The organism is Bradyrhizobium sp. AT1 (assembly GCF_001590795.1).
In the GTDB taxonomy this organism is placed as follows: domain Bacteria; phylum Pseudomonadota; class Alphaproteobacteria; order Rhizobiales; family Xanthobacteraceae; genus Bradyrhizobium.
Window position 1 is genome coordinate 5,164,556 of sequence record NZ_JXDL01000001.1, and the last position, 23,741, is coordinate 5,188,296.

At 65.7% G+C, this 23,741-nt stretch carries 18 protein-coding genes; 10 read left to right on the forward strand and 8 right to left on the reverse strand.

The features are described 5' to 3' along the window. Positions 1-27 precede the first annotated feature (27 nt). The 10 genes from rpsA (at position 28) to SE92_RS24080 (ending at position 9,912) form a co-directional block, all read left to right on the forward strand. Positions 28-1,734, forward strand: coding sequence for a 30S ribosomal protein S1 (gene rpsA, locus SE92_RS24035; RefSeq protein WP_063198891.1), 1,707 nt, complete (start codon positions 28-30; stop codon positions 1,732-1,734). Positions 1,735-2,006: 272 nt separating this feature from the next. Then, a complete protein-coding gene (sppA, locus tag SE92_RS24040; protein ID WP_063198893.1) occupies positions 2,007-2,987 on the forward strand; it encodes a signal peptide peptidase SppA in 981 nt (326 codons plus the stop codon). A gap of 170 nt (positions 2,988-3,157) precedes the next feature. Continuing rightward, positions 3,158-3,463, forward strand: a complete 306-nt coding sequence (locus SE92_RS24045; protein WP_007598410.1) for an integration host factor subunit beta — start codon at positions 3,158-3,160, stop codon at positions 3,461-3,463. Positions 3,464-3,533: 70 nt separating this feature from the next. Beyond that, the gene (locus SE92_RS24050; RefSeq protein WP_063198894.1) at positions 3,534-3,926 is read left to right on the forward strand and encodes a lipopolysaccharide assembly protein LapA domain-containing protein; all 393 of its coding nucleotides are present in this window, start codon (positions 3,534-3,536) and stop codon (positions 3,924-3,926) included. A 65-nt stretch (positions 3,927-3,991) separates the two neighbouring features. Further along, positions 3,992-4,651, forward strand: coding sequence for a phosphoribosylanthranilate isomerase (locus SE92_RS24055; protein WP_063198896.1), 660 nt, complete (start codon positions 3,992-3,994; stop codon positions 4,649-4,651). Beyond that, complete coding sequence (gene trpB / locus SE92_RS24060; protein ID WP_063198898.1) at positions 4,648-5,862, forward strand: tryptophan synthase subunit beta; 1,215 nt, start codon at positions 4,648-4,650, stop codon at positions 5,860-5,862. The genes SE92_RS24055 and trpB overlap by 4 nt, the downstream gene beginning before the upstream one ends. Continuing rightward, positions 5,859-6,695 (forward strand): tryptophan synthase subunit alpha, encoded by an 837-nt coding sequence (trpA, locus tag SE92_RS24065; protein WP_063198900.1) that lies wholly within the window; start codon positions 5,859-5,861, stop codon positions 6,693-6,695. Before trpB ends, trpA begins: the two co-directional genes overlap by 4 nt. Before the next feature lie 90 nt (positions 6,696-6,785). Next, a complete protein-coding gene (gene accD / locus SE92_RS24070; protein WP_063198902.1) occupies positions 6,786-7,727 on the forward strand; it encodes an acetyl-CoA carboxylase, carboxyltransferase subunit beta in 942 nt (313 codons plus the stop codon). Continuing rightward, positions 7,724-9,067 (forward strand): bifunctional folylpolyglutamate synthase/dihydrofolate synthase, encoded by a 1,344-nt coding sequence (locus SE92_RS24075; protein WP_063198904.1) that lies wholly within the window; start codon positions 7,724-7,726, stop codon positions 9,065-9,067. The genes accD and SE92_RS24075 overlap by 4 nt, the downstream gene beginning before the upstream one ends. Before the next feature lie 104 nt (positions 9,068-9,171). Further along, a complete protein-coding gene (locus tag SE92_RS24080; protein ID WP_063198906.1) occupies positions 9,172-9,912 on the forward strand; it encodes a metallophosphoesterase family protein in 741 nt (246 codons plus the stop codon). 3 nt (positions 9,913-9,915) lie between these two features. Here the strand turns inward: SE92_RS24080 and SE92_RS24085 are convergent, their stop codons facing one another. The 8 genes from SE92_RS24085 to SE92_RS24120 form a co-directional block, all read right to left on the reverse strand. After that, entirely contained in the window at positions 9,916-10,929 is a 1,014-nt protein-coding gene (locus SE92_RS24085; protein WP_063198908.1) for an ATP-dependent DNA ligase, read from the reverse strand. 144 nt (positions 10,930-11,073) lie between these two features. Further along, complete coding sequence (gene trxA / locus SE92_RS24090) at positions 11,074-11,394, reverse strand: thioredoxin (RefSeq protein WP_007598398.1); 321 nt, start codon at positions 11,392-11,394, stop codon at positions 11,074-11,076. A 69-nt stretch (positions 11,395-11,463) separates the two neighbouring features. Further along, positions 11,464-14,970 carry a double-strand break repair helicase AddA gene (gene addA, locus SE92_RS24095; RefSeq protein WP_063198910.1) on the reverse strand — a complete coding sequence of 1,169 codons (3,507 nt, stop codon included), beginning with the start codon at positions 14,968-14,970 and terminating at the stop codon, positions 11,464-11,466. Further along, on the reverse strand, positions 14,964-18,110 hold the full coding sequence (addB, locus tag SE92_RS24100) for a double-strand break repair protein AddB (protein ID WP_063198912.1): 3,147 nt from the start codon (positions 18,108-18,110) through the stop codon (positions 14,964-14,966). Before addB ends, addA begins: the two co-directional genes overlap by 7 nt. A 199-nt stretch (positions 18,111-18,309) precedes the next feature. Then, positions 18,310-19,032, reverse strand: coding sequence for a nucleotidyltransferase family protein (locus tag SE92_RS24105; protein ID WP_063198914.1), 723 nt, complete (start codon positions 19,030-19,032; stop codon positions 18,310-18,312). A gap of 116 nt (positions 19,033-19,148) precedes the next feature. Beyond that, positions 19,149-19,466 (reverse strand): PilZ domain-containing protein, encoded by a 318-nt coding sequence (locus tag SE92_RS24110; protein WP_063198916.1) that lies wholly within the window; start codon positions 19,464-19,466, stop codon positions 19,149-19,151. A gap of 86 nt (positions 19,467-19,552) precedes the next feature. Next, positions 19,553-21,085: a tRNA (adenosine(37)-N6)-threonylcarbamoyltransferase complex ATPase subunit type 1 TsaE gene (tsaE, locus tag SE92_RS24115; protein ID WP_063198918.1), complete on the reverse strand. Its 1,533-nt coding sequence runs from the start codon at positions 21,083-21,085 to the stop codon at positions 19,553-19,555. After that, positions 21,082-23,586 (reverse strand): sensor histidine kinase, encoded by a 2,505-nt coding sequence (locus SE92_RS24120; RefSeq protein ID WP_063198919.1) that lies wholly within the window; start codon positions 23,584-23,586, stop codon positions 21,082-21,084. Before SE92_RS24120 ends, tsaE begins: the two co-directional genes overlap by 4 nt. Positions 23,587-23,741: the final 155 nt, after the last annotated feature.

Consider the following 23,741-nt stretch of genomic DNA (forward strand, 5'->3'; position numbering starts at 1 on the left):
GGCAAGACATCCGCAACTGGAGAACAAATGGCTTCGACTTCTGCTGATACCTATAGCCCGTCGCGCGACGATTTCGCCGCGATGCTCGACGAGTCCTTCGCAGGCGGCAACCTGCAGGAAAGCTCCGTCATCAAGGGCAAGGTTGTTGCAATTGAAAAGGACATGGCCGTCATCGACGTCGGCCTGAAGACTGAGGGCCGCGTCGCCCTGCGCGAATTTTCCGGCCCCGGCCGTGATAGCGACCTCAAGGTCGGCGACGAGGTGGAAGTGTTCCTCGATCGTATCGAGAATGCCCTCGGCGAGGCCGTGTTGTCGCGCGACAAGGCGCGCCGCGAAGAGAGCTGGGGCAAGCTCGAGAAGGCCTTCCAGAACAACGAGAAGGTCAACGGCGTCATCTTCAACCAGGTCAAGGGCGGCTTCACCGTCGACCTCGACGGTGCCGTGGCCTTCCTGCCGCGCTCGCAGGTCGACATCCGTCCGATCCGCGACGTTGCGCCGCTGATGAACAACTCGCAGCCGTTCCAGATCCTCAAGATGGACCGCCGCCGCGGCAACATCGTGGTGTCCCGCCGCACGGTTCTCGAAGAGACCCGCGCCGAGCAGCGCCAAGAGCTGGTGCAGAACCTCGAAGAGGGTCAGGTCATCGACGGCGTGGTCAAGAACATCACCGATTACGGTGCGTTCGTCGACCTTGGCGGCATCGACGGCCTGCTGCACGTCACCGACATCGCGTGGCGCCGCGTCAACCACCCGACCGAGGTGCTCTCGATCGGTCAGACCGTGAAGGTCAAGATCATCAAGATCAACCACGAGACGCACCGCATCTCGTTGGGCATGAAGCAGCTGCTGGACGATCCGTGGCAGGGCATCGAAGCCAAGTACCCGCTGGGTGCCCGCTTCACCGGTCGCGTCACCAACATCACCGACTACGGTGCGTTCGTCGAGCTCGAGCCGGGCATCGAAGGCCTGATCCACGTCTCCGAGATGTCGTGGACCAAGAAGAACATGCATCCCGGCAAGATCGTGTCGACCTCGCAGGAAGTCGACGTGCAGGTGCTGGAAGTCGATTCCGTCAAGCGCCGTATTTCGCTCGGCCTCAAGCAGACCATGCGCAACCCCTGGGAGGTCTTCGTCGAAGGTCACCCGACCGGTTCGGTGGTCGAGGGCGAGGTCAAGAACAAGACCGAGTTCGGTCTGTTCCTGGGTCTCGAGGGCGACGTCGACGGCATGGTCCACCTCTCCGACCTCGACTGGAAGCTTCCGGGCGAGCAGGTGATCGACAACTACAAGAAGGGCGACATGGTGAAGGCCGTGGTGCTCGATGTGGACGTCGAGAAGGAGCGCATCTCGCTCGGCATCAAGCAGCTCGAAGGCGACCCCTTCGCCGAGCCGGGCGATGTCAAGAAGGGCGCGGTCGTGACCTGCGAAGTGCTCGAAGTGAAGGAAAGCGGTATCGAAGTGAAGATCACCGGTACCGACTTCTCGACCTTCATCAAGCGCTCGGAGCTCGCCCGTGACCGCAACGACCAGCGCGCCGAACGCTTTGCCGTCGGCGAGAAGGTCGATGCCCGCGTGATCCAGTTCGACAAGAAGGCCCGCAAGGTCCAGGTGTCGATCAAGGCGCTCGAAGTCGCCGAAGAGAAGGAAGCCATCGCGCAGTACGGCTCCTCCGATTCGGGCGCGACGCTCGGCGACATCCTGGGCACCGCGCTCAAGAACCGCGACAGCAAGTAAGCGAAAGCATTTTGCTGCATCAAAGCCCCGGCGCGAGCCGGGGCTTTTTTGTTGGCCTTGTTGCCCGTAGCCCGGATGGAGCGAAGCGTAATCCGGGAAGGTCTTTCGGCGCGGTGACCGCCCCGGATTACGCTTGCGCTCCATCCGGGCTACGCAGCTACCACTCACAGCCTTGTTTTCTTCAAATTGCGCCGCAATTGATGTATCCAGATAAGCCGATGGTCACGCCGTGACCGCACAACGCTGCTGACCTTTCATTTGGAGATATTCCGATGTCGCTCGATTCGGACATCATCGTCGATCGCCGCCGGATCCGTCGCAAGCTGACGTTCTGGCGCGTGATGGCTGCGCTGATCGCGATCGCGGCGATCGCGAGCTTCGCGTTGATTGCAACGCCGGGCGCGCGGGGCAGCTTCGCATCCGCCGGCTCGATCGCACGGGTCCACATCGAAGGCCTGATCCGCAGCGATTCCGATCGCACGCAGGCGCTGGAGCGGCTGGAGAATTCGCAGGCCGCCGCGGTCATCGTTCACATCAACTCGCCGGGGGGCACCACCGCCGGCTCCGAGCAGCTCTACGATTCGCTCGTCCGGTTGAAGGCGAAGAAGCCGCTCGTAGTGGTGGTCGAGGGCCTCGCTGCCTCCGGAGGCTACATCACGGCGATTGCGAGCGACCACATCATTGCCCAGCAGAGCTCGCTGGTCGGGTCGATCGGTGTGCTGTTCCAATATCCCAACGTCTCCGAGCTGCTGAAGACCATCGGCGTCAAGGTCGAGGAAGTGAAGTCCTCGCCGCTGAAGGCCGCGCCCAACGGTTTCGAGCCGACCAGTCCCGAAGCAAGGGCCGCGCTCGATGCGCTGGTGAAGGATTCCTATGCCTGGTTCCGGGGATTGGTGAAGGATCGGCGTGGCATGGATGACACGCAGCTCGAGAAAGTGGCCGACGGCCGCGTCTTCACCGGACGCCAGGCGATCGATCTCAAGCTGATCGACCAGATCGGCGACGAGAAGACCGCGGTGACCTGGCTGGTCGAGCAGAAGGGCGTCAAGAAGGGGCTCTCCGTGCGCGATTACAAGCTCGAGCCGCGCTTTGGCGATCTGCCGTTCCTCAAGACGGCGGCCGCCGTCACGCTGGAAGCACTCGGTTTGGGCTCGATTGCGCATCAAATCGGACAAACCGGCGTTGCGCAGGCGGTCGACCGGTTCGGAATGGATGGAATGCTGGCCCTGTGGCAGCCGGCCGCCTCAAATTAAGCGACTGGGCGAGCATTTGAGGGTTTTCCCGTCTGACGGGCGTCGGGTCAGCCTGCTTTTCCGGCATTTGTCACGCATTTTCACGACGCTCAGCCTTGATTTAGCGTCTTGACAGATCAAGGTATTTTCACGGAAATGGTCATCCGCACGCTCCCGGGTCCTATCTCTCGATGATCAAATCCGAACTTGTTCAGCGTATCGCCGAGCACAACCCGCATCTGTACCAGCGGGATGTCGAGAACATTGTGAATGCGATTCTCGAAGAGATCGTAGCGGCCCTCGCGCGCGGTGATCGCGTCGAGTTGCGCGGCTTCGGTGCCTTCTCGGTCAAGCATCGCCCTGCACGCGCCGGGCGCAATCCACGCACCGGCGCCCATGTGCCCGTCGACCAGAAGAGCGTTCCGTTCTTCAAGACCGGCAAGGAAATGCGCGAGCGGCTGAACCGCGACCATCCGGATCCCGGCGCGCCGGATTGAGTTGTCGTCCGGGTTTTACCGAACGGCCGCGTGATGCGGCCGCAAACTTGATTCAAGACGAGCGATCGCGATGCGAAAGTTCCTGACCGCGCTGATCGTGATTCCGCTGGGCCTGATCCTGGTGACCTTCGCCGTTGCCAATCGGCATTTCATCACAGTCTCGTTCGATCCCTTCGTTGCGAACGACCCGTCCTTGTCGGTCACGCTGCCGCTGTTCCTGCTCCTGATCCTGGTGGCAGCCTTCGGGGTTCTCGCTGGCGGCTCCGCCGTCTGGGTCGGCCAGCGGCACTGGCGGCGCGCCGCGCGCCGGCAAGAGGCGGAGGCCCGGGCCGTGAGGGCCGAACTGACCGATCTGCGAGCCCAAATGGCCGCGGCAAGGCCCGAGTCCCGGCGCCTTCCCGCCCCGATCGGGGTCGGGCTTTACGGGCCCGTCGAGCGAGACAAGCAGCGCGCGACGTTGTAGAAGCGGCCCCGACCTAAAAGCCCGTTTTCCGGCCGTCGCTTGCGGCCTCCATCTGCTTTGAGACCATGTCCCTGCTCGTCAAAATCTGCGGCCTGTCCACGCGCGAGACGCTTCAAACGGCGCTCGATGCGGGTGCGGATATGGTGGGGTTCGTGTTCTTCCCGCCGTCGCCGCGGCATCTGTCGCTGGAAGCGGGCCGCGATCTCGGCCGCCAGGTAAAGGGGCGCGCGCTCAAGGTGGCGCTCACCGTCGATGCCGATGACGCCACGTTCGACAACATCATGGATGCGCTGTCGCCGGACATCTTCCAGCTCCACGGCAAGGAGAGCGTCGCAAGGCTGCGCGACATCAAGCAGCGGTTCGGCCGTCCCGTGATGAAGGCGGTCCCGGTCGCCACCTCAGCCGATCTTGCCGTGCTGCCCGGCTATGCCGCGGTCGCCGATCGCATCCTGTTCGATGCGCGCGCGCCGAAGGATGCGACGCGGCCCGGCGGCCTCGGGGAGCCGTTCGATTGGCACCTGCTGCAAAACCTTGAGCTCGCGCTGCCGTATATGGTTTCAGGCGGACTTCACGCTGACAACCTCGCCGAGGCGCTCCGCGTTACCGGCGCGGGTGGCGTCGACGTCTCCTCTGGTGTCGAGAGCGCCCCCGGCGTCAAAGACCCGGAAATGATCAAGGCCTTCATTCGCGCCGCGCGCGCCACTCAAGAGTTGAGCGTCCGATGAACATCGCCAAACCAAACTCCTACCGCAGCGGTCCCGACGATCGCGGCCATTTCGGCATTTTCGGCGGACGCTTCGTCGCCGAAACGCTGATGCCGCTGATCCTCGATCTCGAGAAGGCCTATACCGCGGCCAAGGCCGACCCGGCGTTCCAGGCCGAGATGAACGGCTATCTCAAGAATTATGTCGGCCGGCCCTCGCCGCTCTATTTCGCCGAACGCCTCACCGAGCATCTCGGCGGCGCCAAGATTTACCTGAAGCGCGAAGAGCTGAACCACACTGGCTCGCACAAGGTGAACAACGTGCTCGGCCAGATCATGCTGGCGCGCCGCATGGGCAAGAAGCGCATCATCGCCGAGACCGGCGCCGGCCAGCATGGCGTCGCCACCGCGACGCTGTGCGCGCGCTTTGGCCTGGAATGCGTGGTCTATATGGGCGCCGTCGACGTCGAGCGGCAGCAGCCCAACGTGATCCGCATGGAGATGCTTGGCGCCAAGGTGATGCCCGTGCAATCGGGCACGCGCACGCTCAAGGATGCCATGAACGAAGCGCTGCGCGATTGGGTCACCAACGTGCACAACACCTTCTATTGCATCGGCACGGTGGCGGGCCCGCATCCCTATCCAATGCTGGTGCGCGACTTCCAGTCGATCATCGGCAACGAGACCAAGGCGCAGATGCAGGAGGTCGAGGGCCGCCTGCCGGATTCGCTGGTCGCCTGCATCGGCGGCGGCTCGAACGCGATGGGCCTGTTCCATCCTTTCCTCGATGATCCCTCCGTGGAAATCTTTGGCGTCGAGGCCGCAGGCCACGGCCTGACGCAACTGCACGCGGCCTCGATCGCGGGCGGCCGCCCCGGCGTGCTCCACGGCAACCGCACTTATCTCCTGATGGACGCCGACGGGCAGATCCAGGACGCCCATTCGATCTCGGCTGGCCTCGACTATCCCGGCATCGGGCCCGAGCATTCCTGGCTGCACGAGGTCGGCCGCGTCAACTATCTCTCGGCGACCGATGACGAGGCGCTCGCCGCGTTCCAGCTGCTGTCGAAGCTCGAGGGCATCATCCCCGCGCTCGAGCCCGCGCACGCCATCGCCAAGGTGATGGAGCTGGCACCGAAGCGGCCGAAAGACCACCTGATGGTCGTCAATCTCTCCGGCCGCGGCGACAAGGACGTCCCGCAGGTCGGCGACATCCTGAGGGGCAAGAAGTGACCACGCGTATCGACACCCGTTTTGCCGAGCTGAAGAAGCAGGGCCGCGCGGCTTTCGTCACCTATGTGATGGCCGGCGATCCCGATCCCGTGACGTCGCTCGAGATCGTCAAGGCGCTCTCGAAATCGGGTGCCGACGTCATCGAGCTCGGCATCCCCTTCACCGATCCGATGGCGGATGGTCCCTCGATTCAGGCGGCAGGCCTTCGTGCGCTCAAGGTCGGCATGACCTTGAAGAAGACGCTCGGTCTGGTGCGCGATTTCCGCAAGGACGACAACGCCACGCCGCTGGTCCTGATGGGCTATTACAATCCGATCTACATCTACGGCGTCGACAAGTTCTTGGCTGATGCCAAGACGGCCGGCGTTGACGGCCTGATCATCGTCGATCTGCCGCCGGAGGAAGACGACGAGCTCTGCATTCCCGCGCTGAAGGCTGGCCTGAACTTCATTCGCCTGGCGACGCCGACCACTGACGACAAGCGCCTGCCGGCGGTGCTCACGAACACGTCAGGCTTTGTCTATTACGTCTCGATCGCCGGCATCACCGGTGCCGCGGCGGCGGACGCGAATGTCGTCGGTGAAGCCGTCGCGCGCATCAAGCGGCACACCGAGCTGCCGATCTGCGTCGGCTTTGGCATCCGCACGCCCGAGGCGGCGCGCGCCATTGCCGAGAAGGCCGATGGTTCGGTGGTCGGCACCGCGCTGGTCGATGCGCTCAAGAACAGCCTCGATGCGGAAGGGCGCGCGACGGCCAAGACCGTCAATGCCGTCGCCGAGTTGACGGCAGCCCTGGCCCAGGGCGTCAAGGGCGCGCAACAGGCGGCCGAATAGGCCCGAGACGACGGCTTGCCGGGCGGAGACCCGGCCGCCATATATCCCTTCAGGCGATCCGCCAGGCGGCATCGCACATCGGAGCAAACCATGAACTGGCTTACCAATGTGGTCCGGCCGAAAATCCGCAACATGCTGCGGCGGGAGACGCCGGAGAATCTGTGGATCAAGTGCCCGGATTCCGGACAGCTCGTGTTCTACAAGGACGTCGAGGCCAACCAGTTCGTCATCCCCGGCTCGAACTACCACATGCGCATGGGCGCGGTGGCGCGTCTGAAGTCGATCTTCGACAACGAAACCTGGTTCGACGTGGCGCTGCCCGACGTGACGCCCGATCCGCTCAAGTTCCGCGACGAGAAGAAATACGTTGACCGCATCAAGGATGCCCGCGCGCGAACCAACCTCAATGACGCGATCAAGGTCGGCTACGGCAAGCTCGAAGGCGCCGCCGTTGTCGTCGCCGTGCAGGATTTCGACTTCATGGGCGGCTCGCTCGGCATGGCCGCAGGCGAAGCCATCGTGCGCGGGCTCGAGCTTGCGGTCGAGAAGAAGTCGCCGTTCATCGTGTTCGCCGCCTCCGGCGGCGCGCGCATGCAGGAAGGCATCCTGTCGCTGATGCAGATGCCGCGCACCACCGTTGCGGTGCAGATGCTGCGCGAGGCAAAGCTGCCCTACATCGTCGTGCTGACCAATCCGACCACCGGCGGCGTCACCGCGTCCTACGCGATGCTCGGCGACGTGCAGATCGCCGAGCCCGGCGCGCTGATCGGTTTTGCCGGCGCGCGCGTGATCGAGCAGACCATCCGCGAGAAGCTGCCTGAAGGGTTCCAGCGCGCCGAGTACCTGAAGGAGCACGGCATGGTCGACATGGTCGTGCATCGCCACGAGCTGCGTCCGACGCTCGCCCGCCTTTGCCGCCTCTTGACCAAGGCGCCGGCGCAGGAAGGCGCATCGAAGCCCGTGCAGCCGGTCGTGAGCCCGGCGCAGATCGTCTCGGCCGCCGAGACGGCGCCGGCTGCGCCCCACGCGTGAACGCGTCCCCTGACAGCACCAAGACGCCGCTCGGCGAATTGATCGGGCGGCTGTCGGCCCTGCATCAGAAGCGCATCGATCTCGGCCTCGAGCGGATGGACGGTCTGCTCGAACGGCTCGGCCACCCTGAACGCAAGCTGCCGCCGGTGATCCACATCGCCGGCACCAATGGCAAGGGCTCGACGCTCGCGTATCTGCGCGCAACGCTGGAGGCGGCAGGCCTGCGCGTCCACGCCTACACCTCACCCTATCTGGTCCGCATCAACGAATGCTTTCGCCTCGGCCGCGTCGGTGGCGGTGTGCTGGTCGGCGACGACGAGCTGCGGGCGGCTCTGGAAGAAGTCGAGCGCGTCAATGCCGGCGACGCCGCGACATTGTTCGAGCTGAAGACCGCCGCCGCGTTCCTTCTGTTCGCGCAGAACCCGGCCGACGTGGTGCTGCTCGAAGTCGGCCTCGGCGGCCGGCTGGATTCGACCAATGTCATCGATCAGCCTGCGGCCTGCGTGATCACGCCGATCAGCATGGATCACATGGACTTCCTCGGCGATACCTTGGCCTCGATCGCCAGCGAGAAGGCCGCGATCATCAAGCGCGGCGTGCCCGTGATCTGCGCCGAGCAGTCGGCTGAAGCGATGGCCGTGATCGAGGCGCAGGCCAAGCGCATGCGCGCGCCGCTGTTCGCTGCGAACGAGAGCTGGCACGTCAATGTCGAGCGTGGCCGCCTGGTCTATTCCGATGACCGCGGTCTGATGGATCTGCCGGCGCCGCGTCTGTTCGGCCGCCACCAATTCGCCAATGCCGGCCTTGCCATCGCGACGCTGCGCGCGCTCCCGAACTTCAAGGTGAGCCATGTCGCCTTCGAGGCCGGCATCGTCGGTGCCGAATGGCCGGCGCGGATGCAGCGCATCAATTCGGGCGAGCTGCTGTCCTGGGGTCCGCAGGGCTCGGAGATCTGGCTCGATGGCGGGCACAATGCCGAGGGCGGCCGCGTCGCCGCCGCCGCGCTCGGCGACCTCGAGGAGCGGGTGTCGCGGCCGCTGGTCGTGATCGCGGGCATGATGGCCAACAAGGACGCGCAGGGCTTTCTGGCCAACTTCGCCGGGCTCACCCGTCACATCATCGCGGTGCCGATCCCCGATACCGAAAATGCGATGCCGGTCGATCGTCTCGCGGACGCCGCGCGCGGCCTCGGCATGCGCGTCGAGACCGTCTCCGGCGTCGAAGCCGCACTGCGGGCACTGGCGAAGCTCGCTTATGAAGTGCCGCCGCGCATCCTGATCACCGGCTCGCTTTATCTCGCCGGCCACGTGCTGGCCATCAACGGCACGCCGCCTGCATAGATGTTGCGTAGCCCGGATGGAGCGAAGCGCAATCCGGGATTCGTGCCACAAGCAATGAACATCCCGGATTACGCTTCGCTCCATCCGGGCTACGGGAAATCCCCATGCGTTTTGCCGCGATTGCCGACGTGCACGGAAACTACCTCGCGCTCGAAGCCGTGCTCGCCGACATTCGCGCGCAGGGCATCGCCGACATTGTCAATCTCGGCGACATGCTGAGCGGCCCGCTCGATGCCCGCCGCACCATCGAGATGCTGATGCCGCTCGACGCCGTGCATGTGCTCGGCAATCACGATCGCTATCTGCTCGACCGTCCGCCGGAGAAGATGGGCTCGTGGGACCGTCCCGCCTACGAAGCGCTCAATGCGGCGCAGCTCGATTGGCTGCGCGCGCAGCCGATGACGCGCGTGTACCGTGACGAGGTGTTCCTGTGCCACGCGACGCCCAGCAATGATGAAGTCTATTGGCTCGACACCGTGCATCCCGACGGTACGGTCGCGCTCTCGCCGCTCGACCGCATCGAGCAGTACGCGCAAGGCATCATGCAATCGCTGATCCTGTGTGCCCACACCCATCTCGCCCGCGCCGTGCTTCTGCGCGACGGCCGCCTGGTCGTCAATCCCGGCAGCGTCGGCAGCCCGGGCTATCGCGACAAGCATCCGTTCCCGCACGTCGTCGAAGCCGGTACGCCACATGCGCGCTATGCGATCCTCGAACTGGCTGGCGATGCGTGGCAGGTGACGTTTCGAAATGTTGCCTACGACCATGAGGCAATGGCCGCGCTCGCCCGCCGAAACAATCAGCCCGAGCTCGCGAATGCGCTGGCGACAGGGTGGATCGAGTAGGGGCTACAGCGGCTTCAACAGCTTCATGGGATCCGCAGCCTTCTGCTTCAACTGATCGAAGCCGCATTGCCGCGGCGCCTTGTCGGGACGCCAGCGCAGGATCGAGGTGCCGTGGCGGAAGCGCTCGCCGCTGAAATGGTCGTAGCAGACTTCGATCACCAGCTTTGGCTTGAGCGGGCACCACTTTGCCGAGCGCTCGGTCGACCAGCGGCTCGGTCCGCCCGGCGCGTTGCCGGTAAAGCCGGGCTCGCCAATCAGCGCCTCGAGCCGGTCGGTCAGATCGGGCTTCTCGTCCGCCTTGATCGCCGAGGTGAAGCCGACATGGTGCAATAGTCCCTTCGCGTCATAGAGACCTAGCAGCAGCGATCCCACGACCTTGCGGCCGGCGATCTTGTTGGTGGCATAGCGGAAGCCGCCGACCACGCAATCTGCGCTGCGGAATTTCTTGATCTTCTGCATGCCGTCGCGGTTTCCGGCTTGATAGGGCAGGTCGATCCGCTTGGCGATGACACCGTCCGAGCCGCCGCCGGATTGCGCCAGCCACTTTTTGGCCGCGGCGTAGCTCGTCGCGGAGGGCGAGAGATAGAACAGGCTGCCTCTTAGATTGGCCTTCGCAAATGCTTCCAGGGCTGGCCGTCGTTCGCTCAACTGCTTTTCGGCAAGCTGCTTGTCTCTGGCGGTCGCGAGCAGATCGAAGACGAGATAGAGCGCCGGCGTTTCCTGCGAGAGCTTTCTCACACGGCTGGCGGCTGGATGAATCCGCTGCAGCAGCGCGTCGAAAGAAAAGCCCTTGCTGTGCGGCACGACGAGCTCGCCGTCGAGCGTGAAGCGGTCCGCTTTCAGCTTCAGTGCGGCGGCGACCACGTCCGGAAAATAGCGCGCCAGGTCTTCACCCGATTTCGAGCGCAGGTCGACATCGCTGCCATCGCGCGACAGCAGGCAGCGAAAGCCATCCCATTTCGGCTCGTACTGCCATTCCTTGCCGCGCGGGATCTCGTCGACCGACCGCGCCTCCATTGCGACGAGAGATGTCGGTTTTCGAGAGCGCTTTCGGGGAGGGACTGGCAAGGGCGGGACTCGTCATACGCTGAACACGTCCCACCAACGCAAACGGCCGGCATTTCGCCGGCCGTTGTCGAAAAGAATCTTATGGCAGACAGATCAGACTGCGGAGGTGATCCACTGCTGCAGCTTCGCCTTCGGCGCGGCGCCGACCTGGCGGGAGGCCATCTCGCCGCCCTTGAAGATCATGAGAGTCGGGATCGACATCACGCCGTATTTCGAGGCGGTCTTCGGGCTCTCGTCGACGTTGAGCTTGACGATCTTGACCTTGTCGCCCATCGCGCCGGCGATCTCGTCGAGGGCGGGCGCGATCATGCGGCAGGGGCCGCACCACTCGGCCCAGAAATCGACGACGACAGGGCCGTTCGCCTTGAGCACTTCGGCTTCGAAATCAGTGTCGGAAACCTTGCCAACGGCCATGGGAATACCTCGTTCGGTTGAAAGAGAATCGGCGCGACCTGGAATCGCGCCGGGGATCATGGCGTCAACCTATGAACGGCCCCTTGCCGGGTCAAGGACGCTCACGCCGAGATGAAGGGATGCCAGCGCCGCGTCCAGCGCGGGGGCAGAAATCTCCATATATTCAAGGGCCTCGGTCCAGAGCAGGACGGCCCTGATGGGCTTTTGGGGATAAAGCCGCGCCAGCACCGCCCGGTACAGCGCGAGCTGCCGGACATAGGCGACGGGCGCATCGGTGGCGCTCTTCGGCGCGGCCTGGTTGGTCTTGAAATCGACGATCAAGACCTCCTCCGGGCGAACGACCAGCCGGTCGATCTGTCCCGACACCAGCGCCGGCGGGCGGCCCGGCCGCTCCAATTTGCCGACAATGGCGACCTCCGCCCGGCTGCCGGCGGCAAACACCGGGGCGAATCGCGGCTCGGCGATCAAAGCGAGCACCTTGTCGGCGAGCGCCGTAAGATCGGCCTCCGCCCAGCCCGCGGCATTGCGGGCCATGAAGCCCAGCGCGGCCTCGCGGCGGCGCTCGATGGCAATGTCGGGCAAGGATTGCAGCAGCCGGTGCACCAGCGTGCCGCGCTGCAGCGCCAGCGCGCGGGACTGTACCGATTCGCCGGACCGGACACTGCGGCCCTCTTCGGGCGGCTGGCCGGAGGGACGGACCAGATCATCGTCGATCTCGCGCGGTGCGGGCGTCCGCAGCCAGTCCGGCAATTCGACCGCCTGGTCCACCGCGGTCGCCGGCGTGCCCAGCGTCGCGACATCCTCCGGCCGGGCGAATCGGGTGACCTTGCCGAGCGGCGTCTCGATCACCTGCTTGTCGAGGCCGGAGCCTTTGAGCCCGGTGTCGATCAGGTCGTACCAGCTCAGCTTGCGCACTGTCCTCATGTTGCCGGGCATGCAGCCGCCGACGATCAACCGGTCGGCCGCGCGCGTCATCGCGACATAGAGCAGGCGGCGATATTCGTCCTCGGTCTCCTCGATCATCGCCTTGCGCGCGTCCGCGACGGGCTTGGGATCATCCGCCTTGCGTCCGGCCCAGACCACGACCTCGCCGCCATTGCCGCGCGGCACGTGGATCAGCCGCACCCGCTGTGAGTCCGCAGGGGACGAGGTAGTGTCGACCATGAACACGACCGAGGCTTCGAGACCCTTGGCGCCGTGCACGGTCATCACGCGCACCTCGTCGCGGGAGATCTCCATGTCGCGCTTCACTTCGGTGTCGGCCGAACGCAGCCAGGCCATGAAGCCCTGCAGCGAGGCCGGCGCCTTGCGCTCGTAATTCAGGGCCAGCTCCAGAAATTCGTCGAGTGCGTCGTTGGCCTCATGACCGAGCCGGCGCAGGATGCGCGCACGGCCGCCGTCGCCGCCGAGCAGCCAGGCGTAGAAGGCGAACGGCGTCTCCTCGCGCGCGCGGCTCTCGCAGGCTTCCAGGCGCCGCAGCACAGTCGCGAATTTCTCAGCTGTAGCGGCGTGCTCGCCGAGCGCGCGGCGCAGCGATCCCTTGCGGTCATGGGCGAGGGTGAAGAGGTCGTCGTCGTCGAGCCCGAACAGCGGGCTCTTCAGCGCCACCGCCAGCGCGAGATCGTCCTGCGGCAGCAGCAGCGCATCCGCAAGGTTCATCAGATCGATGATGCCGATATGTTCGGTGAGCTTGAGCCGGTCGGCGCCGGCCACCGGAACACCGGCATGCTTTAGCGCCTGGATCACGGCGTCGAACGCATTGCCGCGTCGGCGGACCAGGATCAGCATGTCGCCATAGCGCAACGGACGCCGCTCGCCTTCATGTCCGGTCAGCGTGCCGCTCTCGACCAGGTGCTTGATCTCGGCCTGGATACGGCGGGCAAGCTTGACCTCGGGGCTGGTGACGGCGACGCCGTCGAACGGCGCGCGCCAACCCTCGATGTCCTGCCGGTCGTCGGCCTCGCAGAGATCCCACAGCTCGATCACGCTGGGGCCGGCGTCGGCGAGTGCATTGTGCAGGGGATGGCCGATCTCGACCGAATGGATGCTCTTGTAGATCGCGGGATCGCGGAAGACGTGGTCGACGGCGTGAAGGATCGTGGCGCCCGAGCGGAACGAATAGGTGAAAGCGACGGGATCGAACTTCAGCCCGGCGGCGGTGAACTTGCGGTGCAGCTCGCGCCGCCGCGCGTCGAACTCGTGCGGAGCTGCGCCTTGGAACGAGAAGATCGACTGCTTCTCGTCGCCCACGGCGAAGACGGTGCGGTTCAGCCCCTCGCGCGCGCCTTCTCCGGCCGTGAATTCCGAGATGATATGCGCGACGATGTCCCATTGCCGCGGGCTGGTATCCTGGGCCTCGTCGATCAGGACGTGATCGACGCCGCGGTCGAGCTTGTAATGCACCCAGCCCGAGGCGACGCGGTCAAGCATCGCCAGCGTCTTGTCGATGAGATCATCGTAATCGAGCAGCCCGCGCTCCTGCTTTTCGCGGCGATAGTTTGCCGCGGCGGCGGTCGCGATGTGCAGCAGGGCCGCCGTGCGGTCGCGCATGGTCACGGCGCGGCGCTTCTCGACCAATCCACCGATGCGCTGCGCCTCGTTCTCGAACAGGCGGGCGACGGACGGATTGTGCTCGCCAAACTTCTTGGTCAGCACCGCCTTGCGGGGCAGCTTTTCGTCGGTAAGGAAGACGGACAGATAAGCATCGACCTGCGCGCTGCCGGAAAACACCTTGGCCTCACGAAGGCGGGAGGCCTGGTCGTTGTCGGACTTGCTGCCGTCCTCCAACGCAATGGCGATGTCGTCCCAACGCGAACGCGGCAAATAGGGCCCATCGAGAATCTCCGTCTCGACGTCCTCGATGCGGTCGCTGGCATCGACGCCCAGTGCCGCCGCCATCTGTGCAGCCGCCGCTTCCGCGTTGCCGGCCTGATCCGTCCAGGCCATGAAATGATCCCGGCTCAAACACGCCTCGCGCACGACCTCCTTGAAGGTGACATCGGCGGCGCTCGCCATCGCGGTCAGCAAGGCGCGGCCGGTGACGCTCTCCGGATCGCGCGCGGCCTCCAGCAGCACTTTCAGATTGGCGCGCTCCATCATGTCGGTCTGGTCGCGCTCGTCGATGACGGAGAAGCGCGCGGGCACGTTGGCTTCGAACGGGAATTGCTGCAGCAGCCGCGTGCACAGCGCGTGGATGGTCTGCACCTTCAGCCCGCCCGGCGTCTCCAGCGCGCAGGCGAACAGTTTTCGCGCGTTGCGTCGCAATTTTCGATCGGGATGGGGAATGCCGACCGCGCGGATTGCGGCGTCGAGCGCGAGGTCGTCCAGCGTCACCCAGTGACCGAGCGTGGTGAACACGCGCTCGGCCATGTTGGCCGCAGCGGCCTTGGTGAAGGTGATGCAGAGGATCTTTTCCGGCGGCACGCCCGACAGCAAGAGGCGGATCACGCGCTGCACCAGCACATGGGTCTTGCCCGAGCCAGCATTGGCCGACACGAAAGCTGAGGCAGTCGGATCCGACGCGCGGGCCTGCCGCGCGCGCACTTCATCCGGGATGGGACGCGGCGCCTTCACCATTCCTCGATCCCCAGGCCGCCGGCCGCGGACCATTCCTTGATCCGGGCGAGGTCGTCATAGGCGCCGTAGCGGTTGGTCCACATCGGCAGGTTCAGCGAGGTGTAGGGCTGGTTCTCGTCGTCGAACGCGCGGATCAGCGCTTCCAGCTTGGCCCGTGCTTCCGCGGCTGCGGTGTCCGGCGGCTGCGGCTCCTCGCCCGGCTTGTATTTGAGCTCGAGGATGCGCTCCTCGCCCGGCGGGTTGTTGCCGCTCAAGCGCACATAGACGAGCTGACTTACCGACGAACCCGCGTCTATATCGGGGAAACCGCCTTCGCGGAGGATGGCGGCTTCCAGCGTCAGCTGCGGTGACAGGCCCATGCGGACCTGCTTGCCGGTCGGCGGCTGGCCGGTCTTGTAGTCGAGGATGGCGTAGCCGCCGCCCTGGCGCCGCTCGATGCGGTCGGCGCGCGCGGACAGCTTGAAGCTGCGCGTGCCGTCGAGCGGGATCGAAATCTCGCCGCGCGTTTCCGCCGTGATCCCTTCGATCGCCTCGCGCCGGGCGGTCTCCCATTCGCCGAACCAGCGCGCAATGCGCTGAAAGCGTGGCCACCACAGCGCGCGCGCCTCGGGACGTTCCATCAGCGGCGCGAAATGCTTCTCGCCGATGGCGCGCAGCACGCGGGCGGGATCGTCGGGCAGACGCGTGGCGTAGCTTTCGGTGAACTCACCGATCGCATCGTGAATCGCGGAACCGCGATCGGCGGCCGACAGCGGCATGTCGACGGGATCGAGCGCATCCAGCCGCAGGATATACTTTGCATAGATGGTGTAGGGATCGCGCAGCCAATCCTCGATCGCGGTCACCGACATCTTCAATGGCCGCGTCGCGCGGGGTGGTCGCGGCTCGGGTTGCTTGATCGGCTCGACCTTGTCGGGCTGGTCCAGCCGCTCTGCAAATCGCACGTAGTTTTCGCCGGCATGAACGGCCGCCTTCCAGAGCTCGTCGCCCGCCACCGCTTCCAACCGGTGCAGGAAGCGCGAGGTCACGGCCGGTGCGCCGCCGGCCTTGGCGGAGTGGGTGAGGATCACCTCATGGCCGCCGAGCAGCTGGGCAAAATCATGCGCGGAGAGGCCGATACGGCGCTCCGGCAAATCGAGGCCGAGCTCGTGCCGCATCGGCCGGCTCAGCCAGGGATCGATGCGCGGCGCCGGCGGCCAGACGCCCTCGATCAGGCCGCCGACGATGATGCGGTCGGCCTGCATCAGGCGCGATTCCAGCGGGCCGTAGATCTGCAGCCGCGCGCCAGGCTTGTCGCGCCGCCGCACCGCGCGATCGCTGAACGCGGTCTGGAAGACATCCGCGTAGTCGGGCAGCGTCACCAGCAACCCGCTGGTCGTGCCGCCGCGCAGGAGATCGTCGAAGGCGCTCGCGAGTGCGAGGCCCTCGCGCTCCTCGAAGGCCAGCGGAATGCCCTGCTCGTCACGCGACAGCTCGATCATGATCTCGCGGTGACGATGCGCAAGCTCGGCGAAGTCATACGGTTTTAGAGAGGCCAGGCTCTCGATCGGCGCCAACGCCTTTTGCAAAATATCGATCAGCGCCTGGACACGGTCGAGATCCTCGGCCTTGAGATGCGCGCGGGGCTCGGCGCGATGCAGCGCGGAGACCTCGCTGCGCCACAATTTTGCAAGCTCATCGCGAAAGCGGTTGAATTCGCGCAACAGGCCGGCCGTGCCGGCAGGCGGACGCGTGCCGCGCAAGATTGCGAGCTCGAGATCTTCGATCGCCGCCTTCCAAGCGCCGGGCAGCCGGCCGAGCCGGCATAGCGGATGCTTCAGCAGCGCCAGCAGCGTCGGTGGCTCCAGGCCCTTGGTCGCCGCTTCCGCCACAAGGCGCGCGAAAACGCCGGCTGAAGTTTCCATCAGGACGTCGCCGCCGGAATCGTCGAAACTGAGGCCCCATCGGGTGAGCGCCGCCATCACCCGCCGCGCCAGCGCGCGGTCCGGCGTCACCAGCGCTGCCGACTTGTCGAGATGCCGTGCCTCGCGCATCGCAATCGCGATCGCGAGCGCTTCCATTTCGGGGTTGGGGGCCTCGACGACCGCAAGATTTGTCATGCCGCCGGCGATCTTCGCGGCGACGTCAGGCTGCTTCAGCCGGTCGTGCCAGACTTCCGTCTTGGCGGAGGGCCGCATCGATTCGGAGGCGAGCAGATCGCGACCGCCTTCGGCCGGCGGCCGTAAAATCTCGACGTCGCTGCGCTTGATGCCGAATCGATCCAGCAGCGCATTCATGGCGTATTGCGGATGGTTCGAGGCCGGGTGCTCGACGAATTTGCCGAGCGAATCGCGCAATCCGCCGATGCTGCGCCAGGCGTCGTCGTCGAGATCGGTGTCGAGGCCGGGCAGCACCACGGCGCCATGCGGCAACGATGCGACCGCGTGCAGGAATTTCGCGGTGGCCGGCATCGAGCCGGTCGAGCCCGCCGCGATGACAGGTCCATGCGGATGCGCGGTCAGCCGCTTGGCTTCCGCCGCGATCAGGAGGTCGCGCCGCGCCGCGGGCTCGATCCGGTTGATCTCGGCGAGATGACCGGGCCAGGCGATGCGCGCGATGCGCAAGAATTCGAGCGAGTGCTGCCAATAGCGATCGAGGTTGTCAGGCACGAGGCCGTCGAGCGCGTTCCAGTCGACGCCGCGCGTGACCATGTCGTCGATCAGGCGTGCGAGGTCGCCGGCGAGCGCGAGCGTCGAGGCGGGCCCGCCGACTACCAGCGGCGCCAGCACCGGGCCCTTGGCCCACGCCGCAACCAGTTGTGCCAGCGTCAGCCGCCGCTCGAGCTCGCCAAGCCGCGGCGGAATATCGAGCGGCGTCGCGCCGGAAAATTGCTCGCCGTCATCGGCGAAGGCGAGCTCATCCTCGTCGATGTCACCGAGCGCGACGATGCGCGGCAGCACGACGGCATCGGCCTTCATCTCGTCGAGGAAAATCTCGCGCACGACGCGCATGGCGCGGCGGGTCGGCAAATACAGCGTTGCGTCGGCAAGCCGCGCCGGTTCCCTGCGCGCCTCGAAGCCCTCGACCAGCCGTCCCTCGAGCAGGGCCGTGACGACCGTGCGCAGGAACGGAACTGAGATGGGGACGCTGAAAACGCGCATGGGCTGCCTGATTCGGAGGAACAGGCAATATAGGGAGGCGGGGTCGAATGGTCATGGGGCGGGGAGGAATCGTCCCCGTTGTTCGGCGTTTCGTAGCCCGGATGGAGCGGAGCGCAATCCGGGATTCGTGCCACAAGCCCTGGGGCCCCGGATTGCGCTCCGCTTCATCCGGGCTACGGCACCGTCTTTGGGGCTGGCTCTACGCCACGCTCTCCAGAAACGCCTCTTCCGCGGCGTGCACGGCATCGGGCGTGCCGACATGCATCCAGACGCCGTCGAGGCGGAGGCCGAAGAGGCGCTCCTGCTCGTTGGCACGGTCGAACATTTTTGTCAGCGAGAACTCGCCTTGCGGCGCGCCGTCGAAGATCGTGGGCGACAGGATCGCAGCGCCCGCATAGACGAACGGAACGACTTCTTTTTCCTTGCGCTTGCGCAAGGCGCCGTCGGGCAGCATGCCGTAATCGCCGCGGCCGCTATAGCCGATGCTGGTCGCGGTCGGCGCCATCAGCAGCAGGATATCCATGCGCTCAGGGTCGAAATTCTCGGCGAGCCGCGTCAGGTTCGGGCGCACGCCGTCGATCCACAAGGTGTCGGAATTGACATGGTAGAACGGCGCATCGCCGAGCAGCGGCAGCGCCTTGACCACGCCGCCGCCGGTGCCGAGCACCTGGTCGCGCTCGTCGGAGATGGTGACGCGCGGATGCTGGCGCGAGGCGGTGTGCTCGATGATCTGGTCCGGCAGGTAATGCACGTTGACCACGGCGTCGGTCACGCCGGCCTGGCCGAGCTTGTCGAGCACGTGGTCAAGCAGCGGCTGGCCGGCTACCGGCACCATCGGCTTCGGCATCTTGTCCGTCAGTGGACGCATGCGCAGGCCGAACCCTGCGGCGAGCACCATGGCTTTGGTCGGTTTGACGGACATCTCGCTTTCTCAGACCTTTCGCGTTCGCAGCAACCCTAACACGAGGTTCGATCGGCCGCACCGCATCTCAATCGCCTTAGCCAGCCGCCGTGACGGTTGTACGACGGGTGTTGCCGTCATGCCCCGACGGCTGTGGAACGCGCCTTCTTCTTCTTGTCGCCGACTTTCAGGAAATTGACGCCGATCTGGTCGCCATTGACCCAGGCCAATTCGCAGCGCCGATAGGCCAGCCCGGTGGAGGACAGCAGCAGAAAGAATTCCTTCAGGTGCAGGCCTTCGACCGAGCCGTCGATGGTCAGCTTGGCGCCGCTGTCGGAGACGTCCTCCATGGTGCATTCGCGCCGCCAGGTCCCGTCGATACCCATCATCTGGGCCGGAATCCCACGCTCGAAAACGACCCGGCTGTTGCCACGCTGGTCCGTCTTTACCGCCATCTGCCCGCTCCAGCCCGTATTTATCCGGCTGCCTGGCCGCCAGAATACCGACGTCTTGGCTAACAGCCGGTAAATCAGGTCCCAAATCAGGGCTGAGGCGGACTTTTGGGCGGCGGCACGTTGGCGAGATACCAGTCGCGCAGGAAGCCCAGCGCAGGATGCGCCAGCGAGCGTTGGAGATAGGTCCAGATCCGCGGCTGGTGACGCAGATAGTGCGGCTTGCCGTCGCGGCGGTTGAGCCGGGCGAAGGTGCCGAGCAGGCGCGTGTTCCGCTGCGCCGACATGATGGCGTAGAGCTCGGCGAAGCCGGCGGCGTCGAAGGCCGCGTCGCTGGCGCGGCGCGCCTTGATGTAGCGCGACAGCAGCGTGAGCTCGATGTTTTCGGGCACGTCGATGCGGGCATCCTGGAGCAGCGACACCACGTCATAGGAGTGCGGACCGAGTACCGTGTCCTGAAAGTCGATCACGCCGACGCGTTCGATGCCGCTGCGATCGTCGAGCCAGATCAGGTTCGGCGAGTGGTAGTCGCGGATGACCCACGTCTTCGGCGCGGCCAGCGGCTTCTTCAAGAGCTCGCGCCACATCGCGAAGAACTCCGCGCGGGCCGCTTCGCTGAGCGGCGCGTTGCGATCGGGCAGATACCATTCCGGCATCAGGCCGATTTCGATCAAGAGCGCCTCGACGTCGAAGACCGGGATGTCGTAACTCTGGCCGGCCAGCGGCAAGGTTTCCGGCAGCGTCTTGGCGTGCAGCGCGGCGAGCACGTCGGTCGCAGCCTCGTACCGCTCGCCAATCGGGCGCGGCGGATGGCCTTCGATTACGCCTTCGCTGCCGAAATCCTCCGAGATCAGAAAACCGTGGTCGAGATCGAAATGGTGGATCGCCGGCGCGGATACTCCCGCCGCGCGCAGGCCTTCATCGACGGCAACGAACGGCTTGATGTTTTCCGCCAGATGCACTGCTGCGCTGTAGGACTTGCCGTTATAGAGCGCCGCGCCATCGGGGCGCTGCGGTGAATTCATGAGAATGACGACGCCGTCGTCGCGGATCAGGCGCGCATAGGACCGCGTCGAGGCATCCCCGGCCATGCGCTTGCGTCCAGCGTCGATATAGCCCGAGTTGTCGAGGAATTCGCGCAGCGCCTTCAACCGCGGCACAGTCGCAGCGGCCTTGCCATACCCGGTGATATCGGCTGCGCGTGCGTTCGAGCCCAGCGCCGGCCGATGCGTCAGCGCGATGTCGATGCGATCTGCGGGCATTGCCGACGGCGCGCGCTCCGGCCATTCGATCAGGACCAGCGTGGCCTCGGGGAGCGGCGACAGCCCGATCTCCTCGAGCTCGCTCTCGTCCTCGATCCGGTAGAGGTCGGCATGCATCACCGGGAAAGGCGGCAGCTCATAGCTTTGCACGAGGGTGAAGGTCGGGCTCGGCACTTCCAGCTCCTCGTCGCCGGCGAGGTAGCGGATCAGGCTGCGCGCCGCCGCGGTCTTGCCGGCGCCGAGATCGCCGGTGAGAGTGATGACGTCGCCGGGGCCGATCAGGAGCGCGAGGTCGGCCATCAATTGCGCGGTGGCCGTCTCGTTGTGAAGCGCGACGGAAAGTTTGGTGGGCTCTGTCATTCGGCGGCGTCGCGATGCGCCGCCTGGTCGGTCGGGAAATCACAGATTACGACCGTGCCGCGGCCGACGATCGAATCCACAAGCACCTTGCCGCCATGCAGCTCGACGAAGGAGCGCACCAGCGACAGGCCGAGCCCGGCGCCGCGGTGACGCGAGCCCTGCGAGCGGCTTTCGAACCAGTTGAACACCTTGTCCTTCATGTCGGCAGGTATTCCAGGCCCGGAATCTGTCACGGTGAAGACCACGCTTCGCTCGGTGCGCCGCGCGCTGATACCGACGGTGGAATCCTGTGGAGAAAACCCGACGGCGTTGGCGAGGAGGTTATAGAGCACCTGCACCACGCGCTTCTCGTCGCCGACGAAGCTGCCGACGTCGGGCGCGATCTCGACCTTGAGGCGGATGCGGTCGGTGGCAAGCCGGTCCTGGATTCCCTCCGCGGCCAGCTCGATGGTCTTGCTGACGTCGACGGGCCCGAGTTCCAGCTTCATGGCGCCGGCGTCGATGGTGGCGAGATCGAGGATGTTGTTGGTGAGCGCCAGCAGCGCGTTGGTCGATTTGGTGACGTAGTCGAGATATTCGGCCTGTTTCGGCGTCAGCGGCCCGGTCGAGGGATCGCTGAGGAAATGCGCGAAGCCGATGATGGTGGTGAGCGGCGAGCGCAGCTCGTAGGAAACGTGGTGGACGAAATCCACCTTCATCTGGTCCGCGGCCTCCAGCGCCTCGTTGCGCTCGCGTAGCGCGCGCTCGACATTCTCGGTGTCGGTGATGTCCTGGAACGTCAGCATGGTCGCGCCGTCGTGCAGCGGACGGATCATGCCGTCGAGCACGCTGCCGTCCTTCCGCTCGAGCTTCAGCGGCACGTCGGCGCGGCTCTCGATCGAGGTGACGGCCTCGCGGATCTGGCGCCAGACCGCGGGATCGTCGAACAGCTGATGACACCAGCCTTCGACGGTCTGGATATGCGGCTCGTCGCGCATGGCATCGCTCGACAGCTTCCACATCCGGACGAAGGCCGGATTGAACAGCTGGGCCTTGCCGTTGCTGCCGAACACCGCGACGCCTTCGGCGAGGCTGTCCAGCGTCTCGCGCTGAACCCGGATCATGCCGTCGAAGCGGCGGGCAAGCTCGAGGCTTTCGGTGACGTCGTCGAACAGATAGGTGACGCCGCCTTCCGGGTTCGGCGTGGTGACGACCGAGAGCGCGCGGCCGTCGGGCAGATACCAGGTGTCCTTCGCGGCCTCGACCGCGCGATAGGCCTCGTGCAGTTTCGCTTTCCAGGCGCGGAAATCGGGCTGCTCGGGCAGCTTGCGCGCGGCGCGGAGCTTGTCGAGCACGCTGGAATCGTCGGGATTGGCGTCGAGGAAGCTGCGGTCGAGGTCCCACAGCCGGCGGTAGGAATCGTTGTAGAAGGCGAGCCGGCGCTGGCCGTCGAACACGGCAACGCCGGAGGAGAGCTGGTCCAGCGTGCGGCGGTGCGCCTCCGCCATCCGCACCAGCGCGGAGCTGAGCGCATCCGCCTCGCTGGCATCGATGGCGACGCCCACGCTGCCGCTGCCGACATTGACGGCGCGCACGTCGTAGATGCGCCGCTCACCGCTGATCACGATCGGCAGCCGCGAGGTGAAGCCCGCGGCGTCCTTCAGGCCCCGCTCCATCGCGGAGCGGTCGGCGCTGTCGAGCAGCTCGAGCTTGCGCTCCTGCGCGTCGGTGACGCTGGCTGCTTCGGTGGCGCGGACATAGGCCGGGTTGGCATAGGTCAGCGCGCCGTTCTCGCCCTTGGCCCAGATCGGCCAGGGTGCAGCGGCGGCAAAGCCGCGCAGCATCTCGGTCTCGTCGGACAGCGCGTTGTAGCGCAGATTGGTCTCGGCCAGGTCGCGGCGCAGCCCGGAGAGTTCGCGAATCCGGACAATGGCTTGGCCGCCGATGGCGCGGCCGATGGCCTCCAGCGTGTGGCCGTGCGCGGTCGTCAGCGTCAGCTGGAACCCGTCACCGCGGTCGCGCAGTGCATCGACCGCATGATCCATCTGCAGCGCGGGTTCCGGCGGCAGCCAGGTTCCGAAGGCGAGCACGCGCTGCGGCGAGGAGTCGCGCGGCAGCACCATGGAGATGTCGCCGGAGATTTGCGCGCGGTTATCGCCGGCGGGCCATGAGATCAGGATCTGCGGCTCGGCGAACAGCAGCGCGCCGAAGCGGTCGGCCTGCAGTTGCAGTTCCCCGATCCGGGCGCGCAGCCGCGCCTCGTTCTTCGCTGTCCGCACGCGTGTGCGCATCAGCAGGATCGCGGCCACCACCGAGAAGCCGAGCAGGGCCAGCGCGGTGGCGAGCACCGCGAGTTCCTGCCGGTTGAAATCCAGCACGATGGAGAGGGTGTCGATGAGGTCGGCGGCCTCGGCCGGCGCAGCCGGCAACAGCGCTGCGAGAGCGCCTCCCACGAGGCCGTTGCGCGCAAGCGATGTGCACGACAGCAGCGTCCGACGCATCGACACGATCACGCCTGACATAGTTGCCCCAAGACCGCACGAATCTACGCGCGGCGACCCCCGTCGCGCGCGAATCAAAAGACAATACCCTCACCGTGACTCCGCCGGTAAGAGTCCAGATCGTGAACGTAAAGGCGGCCCCAAAAAAATGCGGGGCGACGTGTTCCAGCTCACGT